The 20,723-nt window shown below is 39.1% G+C and carries 21 protein-coding genes; 14 read left to right on the top strand and 7 right to left on the bottom strand.

What is annotated here, in order from left to right:
• Positions 1–7: 7 nt before the first annotated feature.
• Together gorA and H3T57_RS01880 are read right to left on the bottom strand one after the other, a co-directional pair.
• Complete coding sequence (gene gorA, locus H3T57_RS01885) at positions 8–1,405, bottom strand: glutathione-disulfide reductase (protein WP_198192883.1); 1,398 nt, start codon at positions 1,403–1,405, stop codon at positions 8–10.
• A 3-nt stretch (positions 1,406–1,408) separates the two neighbouring features.
• On the bottom strand, positions 1,409–2,239 hold the full coding sequence (locus H3T57_RS01880) for a ferredoxin--NADP reductase (protein ID WP_110438251.1): 831 nt from the start codon (positions 2,237–2,239) through the stop codon (positions 1,409–1,411).
• Between the two features lie 305 nt (positions 2,240–2,544).
• Here H3T57_RS01880 and H3T57_RS01875 point away from each other — a divergent pair, with 305 nt between their 5' ends.
• Positions 2,545–4,863 (top strand): helicase-related protein, encoded by a 2,319-nt coding sequence (locus H3T57_RS01875; RefSeq protein ID WP_198192881.1) that lies wholly within the window; start codon positions 2,545–2,547, stop codon positions 4,861–4,863.
• Positions 4,864–4,869: 6 nt separating this feature from the next.
• On the opposite strand, the gene H3T57_RS01870 is transcribed toward H3T57_RS01875, so the two are convergent.
• The 4 genes from H3T57_RS01870 to H3T57_RS01855 all read right to left on the bottom strand — a co-directional run bounded on the left by H3T57_RS01870 (position 4,870) and on the right by H3T57_RS01855 (position 8,806).
• A complete protein-coding gene (locus H3T57_RS01870; RefSeq protein WP_198192879.1) occupies positions 4,870–5,742 on the bottom strand; it encodes an ATP-dependent endonuclease in 873 nt (290 codons plus the stop codon).
• A 49-nt stretch (positions 5,743–5,791) separates the two neighbouring features.
• The gene (locus H3T57_RS01865; RefSeq protein ID WP_198192878.1) at positions 5,792–6,853 is read right to left on the bottom strand and encodes a hypothetical protein; all 1,062 of its coding nucleotides are present in this window, start codon (positions 6,851–6,853) and stop codon (positions 5,792–5,794) included.
• Positions 6,854–6,953: 100 nt separating this feature from the next.
• Positions 6,954–8,195 (bottom strand): 5-demethoxyubiquinol-8 5-hydroxylase UbiM, encoded by a 1,242-nt coding sequence (gene ubiM / locus H3T57_RS01860; RefSeq protein ID WP_198192877.1) that lies wholly within the window; start codon positions 8,193–8,195, stop codon positions 6,954–6,956.
• A gap of 20 nt (positions 8,196–8,215) precedes the next feature.
• The gene (locus H3T57_RS01855) at positions 8,216–8,806 is read right to left on the bottom strand and encodes a nitroreductase (protein WP_162988599.1); all 591 of its coding nucleotides are present in this window, start codon (positions 8,804–8,806) and stop codon (positions 8,216–8,218) included.
• A 246-nt stretch (positions 8,807–9,052) separates the two neighbouring features.
• Here H3T57_RS01855 and hisB point away from each other — a divergent pair, with 246 nt between their 5' ends.
• From hisB to nth, 9 genes are read left to right on the top strand one after another with little or no spacing between them, the layout of a single operon-like run.
• Positions 9,053–9,649 carry an imidazoleglycerol-phosphate dehydratase HisB gene (hisB, locus tag H3T57_RS01850; protein WP_198192870.1) on the top strand — a complete coding sequence of 199 codons (597 nt, stop codon included), beginning with the start codon at positions 9,053–9,055 and terminating at the stop codon, positions 9,647–9,649.
• Positions 9,646–10,008 carry a hypothetical protein gene (locus tag H3T57_RS01845; RefSeq protein WP_198192868.1) on the top strand — a complete coding sequence of 121 codons (363 nt, stop codon included), beginning with the start codon at positions 9,646–9,648 and terminating at the stop codon, positions 10,006–10,008. Before hisB ends, H3T57_RS01845 begins: the two co-directional genes overlap by 4 nt.
• Complete coding sequence (hisH, locus tag H3T57_RS01840) at positions 10,005–10,664, top strand: imidazole glycerol phosphate synthase subunit HisH (protein ID WP_155565664.1); 660 nt, start codon at positions 10,005–10,007, stop codon at positions 10,662–10,664. Before H3T57_RS01845 ends, hisH begins: the two co-directional genes overlap by 4 nt.
• A gap of 19 nt (positions 10,665–10,683) precedes the next feature.
• On the top strand, positions 10,684–11,238 hold the full coding sequence (locus H3T57_RS09200; RefSeq protein ID WP_347375187.1) for a GNAT family N-acetyltransferase: 555 nt from the start codon (positions 10,684–10,686) through the stop codon (positions 11,236–11,238).
• Between the two features lie 28 nt (positions 11,239–11,266).
• The gene (gene hisA, locus H3T57_RS09195; RefSeq protein WP_347400626.1) at positions 11,267–12,031 is read left to right on the top strand and encodes a 1-(5-phosphoribosyl)-5-[(5-phosphoribosylamino)methylideneamino]imidazole-4-carboxamide isomerase; all 765 of its coding nucleotides are present in this window, start codon (positions 11,267–11,269) and stop codon (positions 12,029–12,031) included.
• Complete coding sequence (gene hisF / locus H3T57_RS01830; RefSeq protein ID WP_155567086.1) at positions 12,025–12,783, top strand: imidazole glycerol phosphate synthase subunit HisF; 759 nt, start codon at positions 12,025–12,027, stop codon at positions 12,781–12,783. The genes hisA and hisF overlap by 7 nt, the downstream gene beginning before the upstream one ends.
• A gap of 26 nt (positions 12,784–12,809) precedes the next feature.
• The gene (locus H3T57_RS01825) at positions 12,810–13,154 is read left to right on the top strand and encodes a phosphoribosyl-ATP diphosphatase (RefSeq protein WP_155565666.1); all 345 of its coding nucleotides are present in this window, start codon (positions 12,810–12,812) and stop codon (positions 13,152–13,154) included.
• A gap of 11 nt (positions 13,155–13,165) precedes the next feature.
• The gene (locus H3T57_RS01820) at positions 13,166–13,531 is read left to right on the top strand and encodes a histidine triad nucleotide-binding protein (RefSeq protein ID WP_155565667.1); all 366 of its coding nucleotides are present in this window, start codon (positions 13,166–13,168) and stop codon (positions 13,529–13,531) included.
• Positions 13,532–13,544: 13 nt separating this feature from the next.
• On the top strand, positions 13,545–14,228 hold the full coding sequence (gene nth, locus H3T57_RS01815; RefSeq protein ID WP_230880509.1) for an endonuclease III: 684 nt from the start codon (positions 13,545–13,547) through the stop codon (positions 14,226–14,228).
• A gap of 1 nt (position 14,229) precedes the next feature.
• On the opposite strand, the gene H3T57_RS01810 is transcribed toward nth, so the two are convergent.
• Positions 14,230–16,278: a ComEC/Rec2 family competence protein gene (locus tag H3T57_RS01810; RefSeq protein ID WP_198192866.1), complete on the bottom strand. Its 2,049-nt coding sequence runs from the start codon at positions 16,276–16,278 to the stop codon at positions 14,230–14,232.
• A 180-nt stretch (positions 16,279–16,458) separates the two neighbouring features.
• Here H3T57_RS01810 and gltX point away from each other — a divergent pair, with 180 nt between their 5' ends.
• The 4 genes from gltX to plsY are packed head-to-tail and all read left to right on the top strand — an operon-like array spanning position 16,459 to position 20,720.
• Positions 16,459–17,862 carry a glutamate--tRNA ligase gene (gltX, locus tag H3T57_RS01805; RefSeq protein WP_198192858.1) on the top strand — a complete coding sequence of 468 codons (1,404 nt, stop codon included), beginning with the start codon at positions 16,459–16,461 and terminating at the stop codon, positions 17,860–17,862.
• A complete protein-coding gene (locus H3T57_RS01800) occupies positions 17,855–18,790 on the top strand; it encodes an aspartate carbamoyltransferase catalytic subunit (protein ID WP_155565670.1) in 936 nt (311 codons plus the stop codon). Before gltX ends, H3T57_RS01800 begins: the two co-directional genes overlap by 8 nt.
• Positions 18,787–20,079 carry a dihydroorotase family protein gene (locus tag H3T57_RS01795; RefSeq protein ID WP_198192856.1) on the top strand — a complete coding sequence of 431 codons (1,293 nt, stop codon included), beginning with the start codon at positions 18,787–18,789 and terminating at the stop codon, positions 20,077–20,079. The genes H3T57_RS01800 and H3T57_RS01795 overlap by 4 nt, the downstream gene beginning before the upstream one ends.
• Entirely contained in the window at positions 20,076–20,720 is a 645-nt protein-coding gene (gene plsY, locus H3T57_RS01790) for a glycerol-3-phosphate 1-O-acyltransferase PlsY (RefSeq protein ID WP_155567090.1), read from the top strand. Before H3T57_RS01795 ends, plsY begins: the two co-directional genes overlap by 4 nt.
• Positions 20,721–20,723: the final 3 nt, after the last annotated feature.

The following is a 20,723-nucleotide window of genomic DNA, read 5'->3' as shown; positions in this document are numbered from 1 at the left end:
CAAACTTTTAATTTTGTTTATCTGTAACCCTTGCAACCTGACGAAGGGTTACAATTTCCTCCGCAGAGGTTGGATGAATACCGATTGTTTCATCAAAAACTGCCTTGGTTAAACCTGCCGCAACTGCAACTGAAAATCCTTGCAGCATTTCTGGTGCGTTATCTCCGACAATATGAAGTCCAACAACCTTTTGCGATGATTGATCAACGATCATTTTAATAAAGGTTTTAACCTTACGTTCCGTTAAACTATAGCGCATTGACGTAAAATTGGAGATATAGATATCAACTGCTCCTTTTAGCGCAGCCTCTTCTTCAGTTAAACCAATGCTTCCAATTGGTGGATTAAAAAATACAGCCTTCGGAATGTAGTCATAGTTACTTTTACGAATTTTATTTCCGAATAAACGATCAGCTAGGGCATGTCCTTGAGCAATGGCTACAGGAGTAAGATTAACAAAATCTATCACATCACCGATCGCATAAATATGGGGAATTCGAGTTACAAAATCTTCATTAACAATGATTTCCCCTTTTTTCCCCTTTTCAATCCCAATTTTTTCAAGATTTAATCCTGACAAATTGGGATGCCGACCAGTGGCAAAAAATACACAATCTGTTTGCACCACTTCTCCGTTATCAAGATAAAGATGATATTGCTCACCTTGTTTAATAATCTTTTTTGGATGGGCTTTGACATGTTGGATAATATCCTTACGCTGTTCAATCGCATCATAGACAGCCTGACGTATATCCTGATCAAATCCTCTGAGGGGGACAGGTTGACGATAAATTAAATCCACATTTGAACCCAGTCCGGCAAATATGCCGGCAAACTCAAGTGCAATATATCCAGATCCAATGATGGCAATATTTTCAGGACGTTTTGACAAATAAAAAGCTTCATCTGAAGTAATGGCGTATTCATTTCCTTCAATATCAAGTTTCGTGGGTGATGAGCCTGTTGCAATAACAATATGCTTGCCTGTAATAAATTTATCTTCTGCATTTTCATCAGATAATACAGAAGATGAAATTTTAAGAGTATGGTCATCTTTGAAAGAGGCATGACCTGTAAATAGAGTCACCCCCGCCCTTTCCAACATGGAAATATAAATATTATTTAACCGTTTTATTTCATTGTTTTTTGCCTCAATAAATTCAGGCCAATGATGGTGTCCGGGAACCGTATCCCATCCATATCCGTGACTATCTTTGACCTGATTGTTGAAATTGCTTGCATAAACCATAAGCTTTTTTGGTACACAGCCAATATTTACGCAGGTACCACCCCAATATTGTTTCTCAACAACCGCAACACGGGCACCATGGGAAGCTGCAATACGGGCACAGCGAACACCGCCTGAACCTGCTCCTATAACAATAAGGTCAAAGTCGTATTTCATGAATTATTGCTCCGCAAATGCTTTTTCAATTACAAAGGAACCAGGTGATGAACCGTTGCCTTCTACAAAACCTCTTTTTTCAAGAATTGACTTGGTTTCCGCCAACATTTCTGGAGAACCGCAAATCATAGCACGATCATGTTCGGGATCCATAACAGGTAAATTAATATCAGAAAACAGTTTCTCATTTTCAATCAGGGTCGTGATACGATCTCTTACAGGAAATTCCTCACGAGTAACTGTAGGATAATAAACCAGTTTTTCTTTCACATATTCTCCCAGAAATTCATTATTTGGCAAATCATTTAAAATATAATTATGATAAGCCAGTTCCCCTTTGATGCGTACAGTATGGGTCAGGACCACTTTTTCAAAATTCTCGTATACCTCTGGATCACGAATAAGGCTCATGAAAGGTGCCAATCCGGTTCCCGTTGAAAAGAAATATAAGTTTCGACCGGGTTTCAAATTAGGAAGCACCAGGGTTCCCGTTGGTTTACGTCCAATAAGAACCGTATCACCGACCTTCATATGACATAAACGTGAAGTCAAGGGACCATCAGGAACCTTGATTGACAAAAATTCAAGATGTTCTTCATAATTAGCGCTTGCAACACTATAAGCTCGCAATAAAGGTTTGCCATTTACCTCGATTCCGATCATGCAAAATTGACCATTTTCAAATCTTAAACTTGACGTGCGCGTACAAGTGAAAGAAAAAAGACGGTCCGTCCAATGATGAACAGATAAAACCTTTTCAGCATTTAAGTGACTATATTCTTTAGAGGGCGGGGAAAGACGAAAAGAATCATCAATCATCACTGATTCTGTCATTATTTACTAATCTCCTGCAATATTGGTCAATTTATATGAAATTTATCTTATATATTGAAACCCAATTCGTCATTTTTAAAAAATTACCGTGTTTAAAATTATCTCTAATAAGAAAATACTGATAAAATTTTTTGATTCAATCTTATTTAATCAATTTTTTCAAATTATACATAAATATAAGGCATTAAAATAAAAAAACTTATATTATAAGTACTATATGTTGCGAAAAACCTATATTATCTTTTATCTTGTATTCTAGATATGTACTAAATAATAAAATTCAATTTTTTAATCTGTTAAATCATATGAACTCATCCCCTGCTGAACTTGCCCTTTACAAAGTCTTACAAGAAACCCGGCTAGATATTACGCCTCAAGAGGAAAATCGTCTAAAAAAACTCATTGAACGTCAATTTGAAACTGACTCTGACACGATTGCACCAGCAAATTTTATAAAACTTCTCTGTAATATTCGTAGAAAGGGATGGGCCAAAAAATTAACCCAGCTTGTCCAACAAAAAAAATATGTTTGGGTTCAACCCGAAGATATTGCATGGGCGGTTTCGTTTATTCACACACCTGAACCCAATGAAACTAATTTTGAAAATGTATTGCGGCTTGCCCTAGGAAACCGTTTGAAACAATCAAGCGGTAATGCCCATGAGGCAATTCAAAATTTACAGCTTGAAACCAATAATGTCTCAGCCAGAACATTCGATAATAAACAATTGACAATTATGGCAGATACCGTTGCCATGGCTTTTGATATACAGGATAAAGATAGTTTTATTGATCAGATTTTGACAGATTATAAGATCAATAAAGAAAAAGATGAACAGTTACTACAAACAGCCAAAGCCCGTAAGAAACAGGAGATAAAACGACAAAGGGAATGGGAAAATAGCCTTGTAAGCTTCAAGGATATACCCACAATATTGCATTGCTCGTCCAGGGATGCCCTAAAATGGATTGGACAGAACAGAATTCCAATTGCCCAGAAAATAAAGAAACGCGGAAAAGATATTTGGAAATTTGATCCTGTTGAATTGAGAAAATTACGCAATCAAATTTCAAGTTGGATCGAAGAAGTCCCTAAGGGAAAAAAGGGTAAATATATAAACCTTGGTGATCTCAATATCAAAAACAAGGTATTGGCCAATGTAGCGGCAATGGATCGATATGCAGGGCATTTTATAACAGCCCGCTCCCTGAAAAGACATATCACCATTGTGACTGGACCAACCAACAGTGGAAAATCTTATACTGCCTTGGAAACAATGGCTAAAAGTGAGAGTGGAATTGCCCTTGCACCACTACGTTTATTGGCGCATGAATTCAAGGAAGCCCTGGCGGAACGTGATATTGAGGCATCCTTGAAAACGGGTGAGGAGCGCAATATTATCCCCGGAAGCCGTTTTCTGGCAGCTACTGTAGAAATGTGCCCGATGGACAATCCTGTTGATGTGGCGTTGATTGATGAGGCGCAAATGCTGATAGATCCTGACCGTGGCGCAGCATGGACGGCTGCAATTATGGGCGTTCCGGCACGCCATGTTTTTGTTCTGGGTTCACCAGAATGTATCCCTATTGTCAAACGCATTGCCAATTTATGTGATGACCCCTGTGACGAGATTATTCTACAAAGAAAAAGTCCCCTTATCACTGCCAGTTCGCCAATCAGGTTATCAAAATTGAGAACGGGTGATGCACTTATCGCCTTTTCAAGAAGAGAGGTTTTGGATCTACGTTCCCTTCTAATGCAGAAAGGTCACCGCGTTGCTGTAATATATGGGGCCTTGAGTCCGGAAGTCAGGCGGGCGGAAGCAAAACGCTTCAATAATGGCGAGGCAGATATTTTAATCGCAACAGACGCTATCGGTATGGGATTAAATTTATCCATCAAACGTGTTATATTCAGCACGATCTTTAAATTCGATGGTCAAAACAGGCGCCCCCTCACATCCCAGGAAATCAAACAAATAGGCGGACGTGCAGGTCGATATGGCAAGCATGAAAACGGAATTGTAGGTATTATGGCTGGTGCGGGCGATCCTGCCTTCATCCATCGTAATCTGGAGGCCCCTCCAATCCAGGAAAATGATTTGCGACCCCTGGTGCAACCTGACAGTGATATTGTTCAAGCAATTGCCAATGAAATCAATTCAACAAGTTTATTCGGTGTATTGACACGCTTGAAACGGGCTGTTTTACGTCCTGATGATCCCAATTATCGATTGGCAAAAATGGAGGAAACATTCGCGATTGCATCCTCACTGGAGGGAGTGGATGGTCTTTCCCTTAAAGATCGCTGGACATATTCAACATGTCCGGTCGATGACCGTGACAATGGCATTCAACGGCTTACCCATTGGGCAGCGGATCATGCTGCCGGCAAAACCATACCCGCCCCTGGATCTGGAAAACTACCGAATCCAGTCCAAGCCTCCCGACGCGAACTTGAACGCGCTGAAAAAATGCATAAACGCCTGGTAAGTTGGCGCTGGCTATCCTTGCGTTTTCCCGATTTTTACCCAGATCTGGAAAATGCCGAGAAAAATACGAAGAAATTAAATGAATGGATTGAATCAGTCCTTCGCCAAAAACGCAGGAAGATTGAATTGTAATTAAATTCATGTGAATAATTTATTAACTGTTTTGAAAATATTTTCAAATCGATCTAAAGTTTCCTTTGATAAATTATTACAAAATGCAGGGTCGGTTGAAAATTGATAAGCGGGTTCATAATGATTAAATCTATTTTCATGCATAAGGTTATTCACCTGTTTTATAATACCTTCTATTTTCTTATCTAAATCTTCTATTTCAATCTTTTTTACTGGAAATGTCTTGTTAAATAATTGTATATATTCTTGTGGCTGAAAAATATCCTCAATATCTGCTTTCTGTCTATTTTCCAAAAATTCATGGAAAAATTTTATATTTTTTGAACGAATGATTTTTTCCTGATGCATTTTATCTAATTTTGCTTTTGCCTTTTGATCTTCAAAAGAATCCAACAGGCAAACAATTTGTAGTTCATTACCCCGTAATAAGGAAATGAAAGTGGCAACTTTATCCAGACCACCGGTTGGAACTATCGATATATCCTGATTCAAACCTTCCCGACTTTGCAATTTCAAAAACTCAGAAATCGTTTTTAGATACAATAAATCAGAAACCCCTTCTACCAGCAAATTCTTAGAGGATATAAAAAGGTTTTGGACAAGATCATATCCTAAAGCGGCCTGTAAGGGGAATAAAGTGTCTGGATCTTTTTGTTGGATAGTATCCTGAACTACGGATCCTTTATCAGCATTAGAAGGATCATCAAAAACGGTTCTTACTCTATTTAAGTGATCCATTTCGATCATGAAGGGTGAATGCGTTGTGTAAATAATCTGATAATCATTTTTTAAATCATTAAAAAATGTTAATAGATCTGCCTGAGCAGCGGCATGCAAATTTAATCCTGGTTCATCCAAAAGTAGAATATAGGAAGACAAAGGATCAGCTTGAATTTTTTGAAATCAAACTATAAATGAAAAGAACCAATTAAATACCTCTACTACGATTATGTAGAGGCAAGGTCATTCGGTTTTTAAAGTTTTGAACCCTTAATTTGAGGTAATGATCAACAATTGTATAGGATACTATTTGCTTTTCAACTTTACCGTAAGGTGATGTTATATTAACTGTCTTTGTTTTTTCCTTTTCTTTAGACTCGATATCAAAATCAATTTTCAAATTACTATTTTGATTCCAATATTTAAATAACTCATCAGAAATTTTATTTGCTGTTGCTTCTAATTCAGCTTTATAAATTTCATAATCATCTGATGCTAAAACTTCATTTAAATCCATATCAGCAAGTTCAAGAAAAGCTTTTGCTGTTTTTAAACTGTCTGTTAATTCTAAATTTTCATCTTGAAATTCTTCCAAACGAATCTCAGAAGGCAATTGATAATATTCGTCATAATAAATAAATTTGGGGATGTATGGCTGTATAATTTGAAAATAAATATATTTTTCTATAAAATTATTCCATTGCACACTGTTTGTTACAATGAAAGGAGTGATTTTATCTAAATTTTCTATAGAACCTGTATATTTTTTCTTAATTTCTTCCAATTCTTCTAAAGAATCAATATTTAGAAAAATTTCTAAAATATTTTCATCAACATTGATATTAAAATTTTCAAAAAATTGCTGGGCATTAACCTTTATTCCTTCAATAGTGATTTCATTTTCAAAGGATACATTCTTGATAATTTCATAATTTCCAGCCCAGATATTTTTACCCAATTGTTCTTCAATAGAAGCTAAAATATCATCTGTTATTTCATAAACACAGCTAATCGCTAACAGCTTTGGATCCTTATCCCTTGATTTTAACTCTTTCCGTGGATAGTCTAATTGTAAATTAAAAGTAAATTTATCATCTTTTTGAAAGTAGTTACTTTTTGCCAGGCATTCTAAAAAAGCTGTTTTTCCTGATTCATTTTTACCGACTAAAACTGTGATATCATCTTCAATGTTAACTTCCTGTTCCTCTGTAAAAGATTTATACTTATGAATTACTACTTTCTTAAGCTTAATTGCTCTTTTAGTTTTCATAATCAATCCAATAATAATTTTATTAAATTATAAAAATTATAACGATGATATAAAAAAGGCGAATAATTTTTTATTATTCGCATTAAAAATTTAACTATAATCAAAATCTTTTCGATAAAATCGATTTTGGAGAAGACAATGTTGTGGTTTTATCAATTAGAGTATCCACGACTTTATTCTTAACAGGCTTTAGTAAATTGGCTGTTTTAATACCTAACCTCCTTAATTTCCACAATCCCTTTTCTTCACGTGTATAAAGCGTTGCAATAGTGTTTGTCAGGGTAAACATCGGCATGGTTTTGATTCTTAACCGTTTTTCGAAATGACGTAATTGTTTCGATGTGCCGATTTCCTCTCCCCTTTTTAAACCTGCCAAAACTTCATCTGCCAGGATTTCCTGGGCAATCAGGGCAAAATTGTAACCATGGGCTGTGATAGGATGCATTCCAATAGCCGTATCGCCGACCAAGGCAGCATGTCTTGTTTCAAACCGGTTGGCAAATACAGTTTTCAAAGGATAAACATGCCGGGTGGAAACAAGCTCCATTTTTCCAAGCCGTCCATGTATGCGTTTCATTATTTCCAGATTGAATTGTTCGGCTTCCAACGATCTGACCCGATTCATTTCATCAGGAGGAAGAGACAATACAACAGAAGTGACATTATTATTCAATGGCAGTAAGGCAACAGTCTGTCCTTTGTCAAACCATTGCAAGGCAACTTGATGATGAGGCAACTCATGCTTCATACGACATACCATCATATGACGATGAAAATCATGCAGCAAATATCCAATTTCAAGACTATCCCTTATTTTGGAGAAACGTCCGTCACTTACAACAGCCAGTTTTGTAGAAAAAACTGCATCGTCCTGATCTGCATTGGAATATTCAACCCGGGCATAATCAACAAAGCAATTTAATTTATTACAGCGTGTATTGGATAAAACAGTAATCCCTTCACGAGATTGAACCTCTTCAAATGTTGCCTTTCGGATCAGATGATTTGGAACAAGATAACCAAGAGCCTCTTCGCCCTTTCCCTGCGTGTCAAAAATCAAAGGATTGTTTTCTTCCCCATTCTCAACCCTGGCCTCCCTGAGCGAAGAAATTTCATCTTGAGGAATACGGTCCCATATCCCCATTGATTTCATCAATGAAACGGAATGATGGGTCAAAGCTATTTCACGACCATCAAAAGAAGGTTCTTGCAAAGCTGTCATTGGGGCTGGATCAATAACAGTGACTTTCAGACCAATCCCTTCCAGGGACAATGCCGCACTTAATCCTGCAGGACCCCCGCCAATCACAACAACATCCATCATATCTTTAATCTTTAACATCGTTTCATCTCTTTAACTATTTATGAATCAATTTTGAAATTTACTGCACTTCCCTGCCAGTTAGCGACATAATCATCCACTGAAACCCGTGGAGGTGCCTCAGATCCTTCCACAGGTGTTCCGATAAACATAAACCCGATCATTCTATACGGTTTTTTCAGTCCCAATAATTCCGTAATTTCAGGAACATCAATGGGGCCTGTAATCCATTTTGCACCAAATCCCAGAACATGGACAGCATTCAATATATTCATAGTTGCCGCTGATGCTGCCATCAACTGTTCATCAAGGGAGATAGACGTCTTGTCATCATGAAATTGACGAAATCCAAGTGCCAAGATCAAAGGGGCATTCGAAAAATTTTGCACTATTTTGGTTATATAAGCAGGAGGATAACAAGAATCCGGTTTTGTAAGGATTTTTTCCAATGATCTTACCCATTTTTCTCGATACTCTTTACCAATAATCACAAAACGCCAGGGACGTAAGCGCCCATGATCAGGAGCCCGCATCGCTGTTGATAAAATTTGATGCAATTCATCGTCATTTGGCGCAGGTTGCGTTAATGAACCACATGAAAAACGAGAAAGCAGAAAATCAATATTTGACATAAAATTATCCATTACAATAAAGTTATTTATAATTTTACCATTTATAATGTAAGTTTCATATCAAATCTAAACTTACTGTAATTTCCTCGAGACAAAAATACGTAAAAAGTATTATGAATTTAAGTTATATTCATAAGAAATTCATGATTTCATAATTTCATTTCTTACTCTTTAATCTTGGCATTCCGGCAAAAGCAAGTTATTAATTGAATGTCAAATAAAATTTATATTTTAAAGTTATCTTTTATGAATACTCAAAGACAGGTATCCGTACATCGCAAAACCTCGGAAACAGATATCCAACTCACCCTGAATCTTGATGGAGCAGGTCAGTCCAATATCGAAACGGGAATCGGTTTTTTTGACCACATGCTGACAGCTCTTACCAAACATGGCTTGTTTAACTTGGACATAATGGTCAAAGGCGATCTACATATTGATTTTCATCATACAGTGGAAGATGTCGGCATAACTTTGGGTCAAGCATTCCAGAAAGCGATTGGAGAGAAAAAAGGAATCTGTCGGTTTGGACAAGCCTCTGTTCCTCTGGATGAGGCCTTGAGCGAAGTCGTTATCGATATTTCTGGTCGCCCATACCTGGCATGGAACGTGTCTTTTCCAACAGAAAAGATAGGAAAGATGGATACCGAATTATTTGAAGAATTTTTTCGTGGGTTTGTGATGAGCGCCCATTTAAACCTGCATGCAATATTGCATGCGGGTCGTAATTCCCATCATATTGCCGAGGCAACGTTTAAAGCAGCTGCACGTGCTTTGCGAATGGCTTGCGAATTCGATTCACGTGCTTTGCATTCCATTCCATCAACCAAAGGTGTGTTGTGAAATATTTTACTGTCTATGCAAACCAAAACCAACCTTCCGAATTAAGACTGGTGCCTGAAGGTTTTTCCTGGCTCGTATTTATACTTGGACCTGTTGGTCTTTTTGTCCAAAAAAGCTGGATTCATGGATTAATTCTTTTAAGCATTTGTTTTTCACTGGTTATCTGGATACATCCATCTTTCTTCTTGATGGCTTTGGTACATTTTATAGTAGGTTGCTTTGCCTTCCACTTTCAAAGAACGGAATTGCAATGGGCAGGATGGAATCTTCAAACCGTAATTGCCGCACCCAATAAGAAATTTGCCCTTCTTCGTTTACTTGATAAAAAACCCCGTTTAACAAACTATATCAATTCATGAAACATAAACCCGACAGCATTATTGTTATTGATTATAACGGCGGAAACCTTGCCTCCGCTCAACGCGCCCTGATTGCGGCGGCCCACATGATCAATCTGCCTGTTGATGTTGAAATCAGCAACAAACCAGAACATATTCAAAATGCGGACCGTCTTATATTACCTGGTCAGGGAGCGTTTGCAGATTGCATGAGTGGATTGCAATCCATTCCCGGTTTGCTTGAATCGTTAAATGCCAAAGTTCGGCAAGGGACCCCTTTCCTAGGAATTTGTGTTGGCATGCAAATAATGGCTGAACAGGGATTGGAACATAAAACAACCAAAGGTTTGGGATGGATCCAGGGTAAAATAAAACCTATCGATACAACAGATTTACCTTTACCCCATATGGGATGGAATGAACTAAATTTTAAAGTAAATGCACATCCTGTTATGAATGGAATAAATCCAGGTGATCATGCATATTTTGTCCATTCATATGCTTTGTCCGCTGAAGATAACAAGGATATTATCGCCACAACCGATTATGGCATATCCATTCCGGCCATCATCGCCAAAAAGAATGCGATTGGCACGCAGTTTCATGTCGAAAAGAGTCAACAGGTTGGATTACATATTTTGGCAAATTTCCTAAGATGGAATCCTACCCCCGCTTAGCAAGTATTTATTAATTACAATGGATAACATCAACTCAAACCTACTTCCAAAAATCGAATTAGAACAAATTACCACCCTTGATAATGATGATGATTTGCATGCAATCTGTGAATCTCTGGAAGCCGCAATACTGGCTGGTTATCATTGTCGCTGGGTTAAGGCACCACCAAGACAATTGTTGGAAAGCTATATAAAGGGATCGTTACTTGTTCCCGAAAAAACTCTTTTCACAGGTCGAATGGATGGACATATTGTCGCATTTTGCGAGGTTGAAACACCACTAAAAGAAGAGGAATCTCCCTATATTGCTGCAAAAATCACCATTTTTGCAGTTGCACCCTATGCCATAAATGTCGGCGTCAGTAAACGTTTACTTCTAAAAATCGAACAGACCATTGCCCAACTAGGTTTCCCGATCATTAATGTGCAAATTGATGAAAGTCAGAAAAAATTATTTCAGTTTTATTTGAAAAATGGATATCATCATTGGGCAACCCACCCTTATTATCGAAAAATCAACGGGCAAATTTTCAGGGGATATTTTCTATATAAATCCTTTTTGAACCTACCATAATTTTAACTTCATGAAGTGTAACTTATTTATGTCCAGCTTTTCTTCAGCAGTCCATCCCCTAACATTATATCCCGCGATTGATTTGAAAAATGGTCAATGTGTTCGATTACGTCAGGGTGAAATGGATCAGGCAACAATATATTCTGACAATCCCGGTGAACAAGCTCTAAACTGGAATAATCAGGGTTGTAAATGGTTACATGTTGTTGATCTTGATGGTGCCTTTGCAAAAAAATCTGTTAATACAGAAGCTATTTTAAGCATTCTTGCCAATTCTCAGGTGCCTGTTCAACTTGGAGGTGGAATACGGGACCTAAATGCTATCGAATATTGGCTTTATAAGGGCATAAAAAGAGTTATTCTCGGTAGTGTCGCCGTTAAAAATTCCAGACTAGTTTATCAGGCCTGCAAATCCTTTCCTGGTCAAATCGTGATTGGTATTGATGCCAAAAAAGGATATGTATCCACCGAAGGTTGGGCGGAAACCTCTGAAATGAAAGCCCTGGACCTCGCCTTACGTTTACAGGACAGCGGTGCTTCTGCCATTATCTTTACTGAAATTGAACGAGATGGCATGTTATCCGGACTTGATCTTGAACAAACTGCCAATCTTGCCCATCATCTCCAGATACCGATTATCGCCAGTGGAGGCATTGGTAACCTTGCACATATTGAGGCATTACGAAACGTTGCCAATCAGGAGCCAGGAATAGAGGGGGTAATTGTTGGTCGAGCCCTCTATGATGGACGCATTCGGATCAATGACGCTTTAAAGGTGTTGGAAACATGTTGAAAACCCGTGTCATTCCCTGTCTTGATGTCAAGAACGGACGTGTGGTCAAGGGAGTCAATTTTGTCTCCCTACGTGATGCCGGTGATCCCGTTGAACAGGCATTGGTTTATGATAAGGCAGGTGCCGATGAATTGACATTTCTGGATATAACCGCAAGCAATGAAAACAGAAACACCATCATTGATGTGGTGAATCGTACAGCGGAAAAAATTTTTCTTCCTTTGACTGTTGGCGGGGGTATTCGTACACCGGACAATATACGTGCGCTTCTTTTAGCAGGAGCGGATAAATGCGCCATTAATTCCGCAGCCATTAAAAATCCGGATCTTGTTAATGATGGAGCCAATAAATTTGGCAGTCAATGTATCGTTGTTGCTATTGACGCACGATCTGATAATAAAGGTTCATGGGAGGTCTACAGTCATGGTGGTCGTACTCCAACGGGTATTAATGTCATTCAATGGGCAAAGGAAATGACCAGACGTGGTGCTGGTGAGCTTTTAATTACCAGCATGGATCGTGATGGTACGGGAAAAGGTTTTGATCTTGATCTTCTGAAAGCAATTAACAGTAATGTTAATGTCCCTGTGATTGCTTCGGGGGGTGTGGGTCAATTACAACATTTTACCGAAGGCGCACAAACAGGAGCAACAGGATTACTTGCAGCCAGCGTTTTTCATTTTGGCCAATTTACGATTGAGCAGGTAAAAAAGTCTCTGGCAGGAAACAACATTCCCGTCCGCCTTTCCTGATCTGTATTTAATAAAGGAAACAAGGTATGAAATCCAATCTAAATGGTGAAATTCTTGATCGTCTATATAAAAAGATTGAAGAAAGAAAAAATAATGACCCTCAAAAAAGCTATTCCGCCAAATTACTGAAAAAAGGGTCACACAAGGTTGCACAGAAATTCGGTGAAGAAGCTATTGAATGCCTGATTGAATGTGCCACAAAAAATCCACAAAACCTGATCAGTGAAAGTGCCGATGTTTTGTATCATTTGTTGGCCATGTGGGTTATAACAGATATATCGCCTGAAGATGTTTGGGCGGAACTTCATAAAAGAGAGAAAATAAGCGGGATCGAGGAAAAGGCTTCTCGTAATTTAAAATCTTCAAAATAACAGGTGAAACAATGGCTTCAACTTCAGTTCGTTACGATTCTCAAAATATATTTGCTAAAATTTTGAAAAAAGAAATTCCAGCAAAAACAATTTATGAAAATGAATATGTGTTGGCGTTTCACGATGTAGCCCCCAAGGCACCAATTCATGCCTTGGTCATTCCCAAAAACCCTTATACCTCCTATGCTGATTTTTCTCAACGTGCAGCCCCCGAGGAAATTGTGGCTTTTACCAAGGCTGTTGCACATGTAGCCAATTTATTGGGTCTTGACAAAGATGGTTATCGCATTATCAGCAATATTGGCAGGAATTCCGGTCAAGAAATTTTCCATTTTCACTTTCATATTCTTGGTGGGAAAAAGTTACCATTTGCTTAATTAAAATTTTTCCATGATTATTAAAGCAGATAAAGAAACACCTTTAGCAAAGGCAATGAATAAGAAAGAAATCAAGGAATTCATTCGTCTTCTTGCCAAGGCACGTCCGGACGCTAAAACTGAACTGAATTATTCTTCACCCTACACGCTTCTAGTATCCGTTGTTTTGTCGGCTCAGGCAACTGACATATCTGTTAATAAAGCCACAAATAAATTGTTCAAGATTGCATCTACACCTGAAGCAATGGTTGCTCTTGGTGAGGAAAAATTAGTTCCCTTTATCAATTCCATCGGTTTATGGCGTGCCAAATCCCGAAATGTTATAGCGCTTTCCAAACAATTGATCGAAAATTATAATGGGCAAGTCCCGCAAACGAGAGAGGCTTTGGAAGCTTTACCCGGTGTTGGAAGAAAAACAGCGAATGTAGTATTAAGTGTTGCTTTTGATCAACCTGTCATGGCAGTTGATACGCATATATTTCGAATAGGCAATCGCACTGGTCTAGCGCCCGGCAAGACACCCCTCGATGTTGAAAAAAATCTAGTAACAAATATTCCCCGAGAATTGATTGCGAAATCACATCATTGGTTGATTTTACATGGACGCTATTGCTGTAAGGCTAAAAAACCTGAATGCTGGCACTGTCCTGTTGTGCAAATATGCCATTACCAAGATAAAAACATAAGTCCGTTTTGATTTATTCACTCAAAGCTTCGGGTAAATTCGGAATACCACGTTGAATTGGTTCCATAACCCATGGACGATTGCCTCTTAATGACAAATCATTTTTGATCTTGTTTGAATTCAACCATATGCTATGTGATCCATATACCCAGTTTTTTTCTTTATCAACGAATGATATATCAGGACATAAACGCTGTTCCCATAATAAAGAAATTTCCAACCGCATAGCATGACATATTTCAGCTTGGGAAAAGAGATTCTCAGGTTTTTTTAATATGATCAAAACATGTTCATCCAACAATTTGCAATAAAAATCCTTGCAAAGAATATTTCTGTCATGATTGTGAGAAAATTGAATTCTCACTTTTGATACACCCAAGTATTGTTTCCATCCCTCAATCGTATATTTGTTACATCCATGCTGACAAATTACCCATATAAACCCAGTTCGTCGAATGGCAATCATTTGTCCATCCGCAGAGGTTACCAGATCAGGATTTTTACCCCATAAACAGGATATAATCCCTATCGTAATCAGAAGAATACCGATACTTTTTAATCGTGTCACGCATAAACAGATAATACATAATCCAATAAAATAGCATGTCAACCCCCATCCAGGCATATCCTTAACCCATATAATCGCATAAGGGAAATCATTAACAATTCGGGCTGTATTAATTACCAAATTAATTCCATACGCCATCAAATGTAAAAAATAATAATCAATTCCTGTCCCGATAGTTACCAGAGATAGTAATCCAGTTGGCATGATCAAAAACATTGTTACAGGAACCGCAATCAAATTTGCCAAAATAAAATATAAATTCAGTTCATGAAAATGAGCCATAACAATTGGACATACTGCCAAGCCAGCCAAGAAACTGATCCATGCAGCCTCCAAAATATAGAAAAAAAATTTTTTTAAACCACAAGTGTTCTTGGATTTTTTCAAAAAACGGTCATATCCCCAACCATATCCTGCAATTATAGCCATCACAGCTGCCATAGACATTTGAAAGGATACGTTCATGATCGATGAGGGTGAAAAAATCAAAATCATCAATGCTGCCAGCATCAAATTATGCATTGATAAACTTCGACGATCCATAGACAGGGCGAAAACGATCAAACTTGCCATTATCAGACTACGAATTGCCGGCAAATGAAATCCTGTAAGAAGAAGATAGATACAACCTGCAATCCATCCAATTGATAACGCGATCATTTTCACTGGCCAATGCAAGGCAATATATTCACTTCGCAATAAAAGCCAGCGTACTGTACCGCCAACAATCAACATCACCGTTCCCAGATGCAGACCAGCAATGGCCAATAAATGGGCAAGTCCGGCCACAGCAAAAACATGTCTGTTTTCTTGAGATAAATTCGCATCAATTCCGGTTAATAGAATTTGCGCAATTGCACCAGTCTCACCAGGCAATAAAATCCTGATACGACAGGCTATTTTTTCACGTATCAATTGTATTGAGGTTTTATCGCTTTTTCTAATTACGTTAATAGGAGCGATAGCATATCCATAAGCACCAATATTTTTAAACCAATCATGAAATTGCAAATCATAACTCGCCATTCTAACTGGAGGGAATGGATGCTTCAGCATCGCTTTAACCTCTATCCAATCTCCGACATTAATTTGGGAATTATCGGTACGGAATAATGTAATTTGAATATATCGATGCCATTCTTTCTGTTCAGATTCTGGATATGATAAAAAATGAACATGATGTACTAAAATGCGGGTTTTTCCACTTGATAAAATCTCTATTCGACGAATTTTTCCTTTCATTGTGGCCGCATGCGTTGGCAAACGGTAAAAAGGTTCCTGTCGATGTGTTTGTAACCATGCAAGACAAAACCCTGATCCCAATAAAAAAACAACACAGTGAAAAATATAGAGATTCAGTTGAAGGGGATAACGCCATCGAATGACTGCCATTCCTATCAAACCGAATATTGAAAATATAAAACCATATGATAAATCTGGTTCGCTCGTAAGAGTGAAATAAATCAGACTTCCAAGACCCAATAACACAGGCATCCATAATTTCGAATGGTCAGTTTCCCTTGCCAACAGAGCAATGACATTTTTTATGCTGTCTAAGATAGTTCAAAAACTCCATAAAAATATTTTTTTTCTAGACTTCATATCTTTATTTTTAATAATTAATATAAACATTATTTCAATTCACTTTTCATTCTACGTGCAAGAAAGATACCCATGACCGTTCGTACACGTTTTGCTCCAAGTCCAACGGGATTGCTTCATATTGGCAATGCTCGCGCTGCACTATTCAACTATCTTTATGCCAAACATCATCATGGCGAATTCTTATTACGGATTGAGGATACTGACAGAGAGCGTTCCACTCAAGAAGCTGTTGATGTTATTCTTGATGGACTGGCATGGATGGGGTTAACGCCAGACGAACCGCCTGTTTTTCAATCGACAAGAATTAAAAGACACCAGGAAATCGCTCTTCATCTTCTCGAGACAGGAAAAGCCTATAAATGTTTCTGCACACCAGAGGATTTGGCTCAAATGCGTGCCAAGGCACTGGCTGAGGGAAAACCTCCCCGTTATAACGGATACTGGCGTGACCGTGATCCATCCGAGGCACCCTCCAATGCACCTTATACCATTCGCATCAAGGCCCCCAAAGAAGGTGAAACCGTTATTCAAGACCTTGTTCAAGGAGAGGTCACCGTCGCCAATATCGAAATGGATGACATGATTATTCTACGCGCTGATGGAACCCCAACATATCAACACGCTGTTGTCTGTGATGATCATGACATGAATATCACCCACGTCATTCGTGGCGATGACCATTTAACCAATAGTTTTAGACAATTAATGATCTATCGCGCGATGGAATGGAATATTCCCAAATTTGCCCACCTTCCCCTTATTCATGGTCCCGATGGTGCGAAATTGTCCAAACGACATGGTGCAAGTTCGGTTGTTGAATTTCGTGATGAAGGATATTTGCCTGAGGCTTTATGTAACTACCTGCTTAGATTAGGCTGGGGTCATGGAGATGAGGAAATACTTAGTCGGAAAGATCAAATTAGGTTATTTGATCTGGATGGTGTTGGCCGTTCTCCATCTCGAATGGATTATGCCAAATTAACACATGTTAATGGATACTGGTTAAGACAGGCAGATGATGTAAGACTAACCAAAGATGTATTGTCTCGTTTGAAGGGACGGAAAGACCTTGATTTAAGCCAGAATAATGAACAGAAAATCAAACTGTTAATGCCTGGATTGAAAGAACGCGCCAAAAATCTGAATGAATTGGCTGAAAATGCTTCTTTCCTTTGTATGTCAATTCCATTAAATTTTACGGACAAGGCACAAAAATTATTGAATGAAAATAACTGTGCCTTGTTAAGTAAACTTGTCGTGGAACTGAATAAACTACCTGAATTCACAAAAGAATCTATCAATATCTGTTTACATGCATTTGCTGAAAAGGAAAACCTGAAATTGGGTAAAGTTGCCCAGCCTTTACGGGCGGCTGTAACGGGAAGCACCATGTCGCCAGGAATTGATGACACACTTCTCGCATTAGGCAAAAATGAGGTTTTGGCTAGATTAGGAGCCGTAATTAATGGTTAATTCCTTTGGACAGCATTTTCTTGGTATAGAAGGACTTCCCGAAGACCAAATTGAAATATTACTGGACCGGGCAGAAAACTATGCCTTACTAAACCGTTCTCGCAAGACCCCTCGCAATCTGTTGAGAGAACGTACGTTAATCACCCTGTTTTTTGAAAATAGTACTCGCACTCGTACATCTTTCGAACTGGCGGGGAAACGTCTGGGTGCTGATGTCATTAACATGTCCGTTTCCACTTCTTCGGTCAGCAAGGGGGAAACATTACTGGATACGGCCTATACCTTAAACGCTATGCGAGCTGATTTGCTTGTCATTCGACATGCACAATCTGGTGCCCCTGCGCTTCTTGCCCAAAAGGTCGATGCCAGTGTCATCAATGCCGGCGATGGAACTCATGAACATCCCACCCAGGCTTTGCTTGATGCATTAACAATTCGTCGCCACTTTGGAAAATTGACAGGTTTGACTGTTGCAATATGTGGAGATATAGCTCATAGCCGAGTTGCCCGTTCAAACATAATCCTTCTTAACACAATGGGTTGCAATGTAAGGGTTATCGGTCCAAGAACCTTGTTGCCTTCAACAATCGCTAAAATGGGTGCCACCCCTTATTACTCAATGGATGAAGGGGTTAAAAATGTTGATGTTATCATGATGTTGCGTCTTCAAAGAGAAAGAATGAGTGCTGGATTAATTCCAAGTACCCGTGAATATTTTCGTTTCTTTGGACTGGATCGAAGACGGTTAAACCTTGCAAAGTCAAATGCATTGGTCATGCATCCCGGACCATTAAACCGGGGAATAGAGATTGACAGTCATGTTGCCGATGATCCACATCAAAGCGTCATACAGGAACAAGTCGAAATGGGTGTTGCCGTAAGAATGGCAGTTCTTGAAAAATTCTCTCACATAAAGGCGCAGCCATGAAACCAATTCTTTTCACCAATGTCCATTTAATTGATCCTCAATCAGGATTGGATCAACCGGGAAAACTTCTTGTCAAAAATGATAAAATTGCCGGGATAGATCTTCCGGAAACAGAAGGGCAACCATCAGATTGCGATGTCATTGATGGAAAAGGAGCCATTCTTTGTCCTGGTCTTGTTGATATGCGGGTAACCGTGGGAGAGCCTGGATTTGAATATCGGGAAACCATTGCTACCGCAGCAGAAGCGGCTTCTGCAGGTGGGATAACCACCATGGCGATTCTACCCAATAGTAACCCCGCCATCGACAATCCCGCGTTGGTAACCCTGCTAAAGGCCAAGGGTGAAATAACAAAATCGGTGTCCATTCTTCCTTATGGTGCATTAACTGTTGGTTGTGAGGGAAAGGAACTTGCAGAGATAGGCTTGCTTCAAGAGGCTGGCGCCATTGGTTTCACGGACGGGGACAAGGCGCTTGCAGATACCCGCTTGATGATGCAGACCATGGCCTATGCAAGTGGATTTGACGGATTGATCATTCAGCATCCCGAAGATCCCAGTCTGGCCAAAAATAGCAGTGCTACCCAGGGAGAGCTGGCAACAAGACTTGGTTTGCCTTCTGTTCCAACTGCGGCTGAAGCAATTATGATTGCCCGTGATTTACGATTGGCGGAACAAACAAATTGTCGATTACATTTTGGACATATTTCCACCGCGGAGGGACTTAATCTAATTCGACAGGCAAAATCAAAGGGATTGAATATCAGCTGTGATACCGCCCCGGTCTATTTTGACTTGAATGAAGAGGCCATTGGTGATTTTAGAACCTATGCCAAACTTTCCCCACCACTCCGTTCCGAAGCGGATCGTCTTGCAATCTGTCAGGGATTGGCAGATGGAACCATTGATGCAATCGCCTCGGATCATCTTCCAAGAGATGTGGATGACAAACGTTTACCCTTTGCAGAGGCGGCTCCGGGCGGAACAGGGCTAGTTACCCTTTTAAGTGTTACCCTTATTCAAGTCAAAAATGGCAATCTGCCCCTCGCAAAGGCTATTTCACTTTTAAGTAACAATCCCGCGAAAATCCTGCGTCAACCTATCGGAACGCTTGCCAGAGGAAATGTTGCAGATTTATGCTTGTTTGATCCGGATCAAACCTGGCAGGTTGAAGCGGGAAAATTACCAGGACGGGCTCAAAACACCCCATTTGACAATCGTGTCCTTCCAGGTGTCGTCCTTGGAACCTGGAAGATGGGACACTGTATTTACAAAAGAGAGACCCTATGATTTGGCATATACCCCAATATGCATGGACATTAATGGCAGGCATTATCTTTTTGTCCTATCTGATTGGCAGCATTCCTTTTGGAATGTTGGTTAGCTATATTGGTGGAATGGGAGATATTCGCCAAATCGGTTCAGGCAATATTGGCGCCACAAATGTTTTACGTACAGGCAAAAAAAAACTAGCGGTTTTAACTCTTTTACTCGATATGGGAAAAGGTTCTTTTGCAATATGGTGTGCCTATATTTTTGCCATTAACTATACAGTTCAGGCCGAATCACTTGCCGCAATTTTTGTAGTAGTCGGCCATTGTTTTCCCGTTTGGATAAATTTCAAAGGTGGAAAAGGTGTTGCTACGGGGTTAGGTGTCAGCCTTGCCTTAACCCCTATTGCTGGTCTATTATCATGTATTGTATGGTTACTTGCCGCCAGACTGTCCCGAATTTCCTCTATAGGAGGGTTGTCCGCATTTGTTGCATGGCCTTTATTCATTATGATTTTCAATCATCTTGATCTTAAAACCCCTCTTTTATTTCCCGCCCTTCTTATAAGTTTACTGATATTTTTTCGTCATAGAACCAACATATACCGTCTCAGCAACGGTACAGAACCTCGGATTGGTGAAAAAAACCAAAAAAATTAAGTT

The sequence above is a fragment of the Commensalibacter sp. W6292M3 genome, from assembly GCF_016101315.1.
Classification (GTDB): domain Bacteria; phylum Pseudomonadota; class Alphaproteobacteria; order Acetobacterales; family Acetobacteraceae; genus Commensalibacter; species Commensalibacter melissae.
Note: the sequence above shows the minus strand (reverse complement) of the source record. Positions and strands in the feature narration are given on the sequence as shown.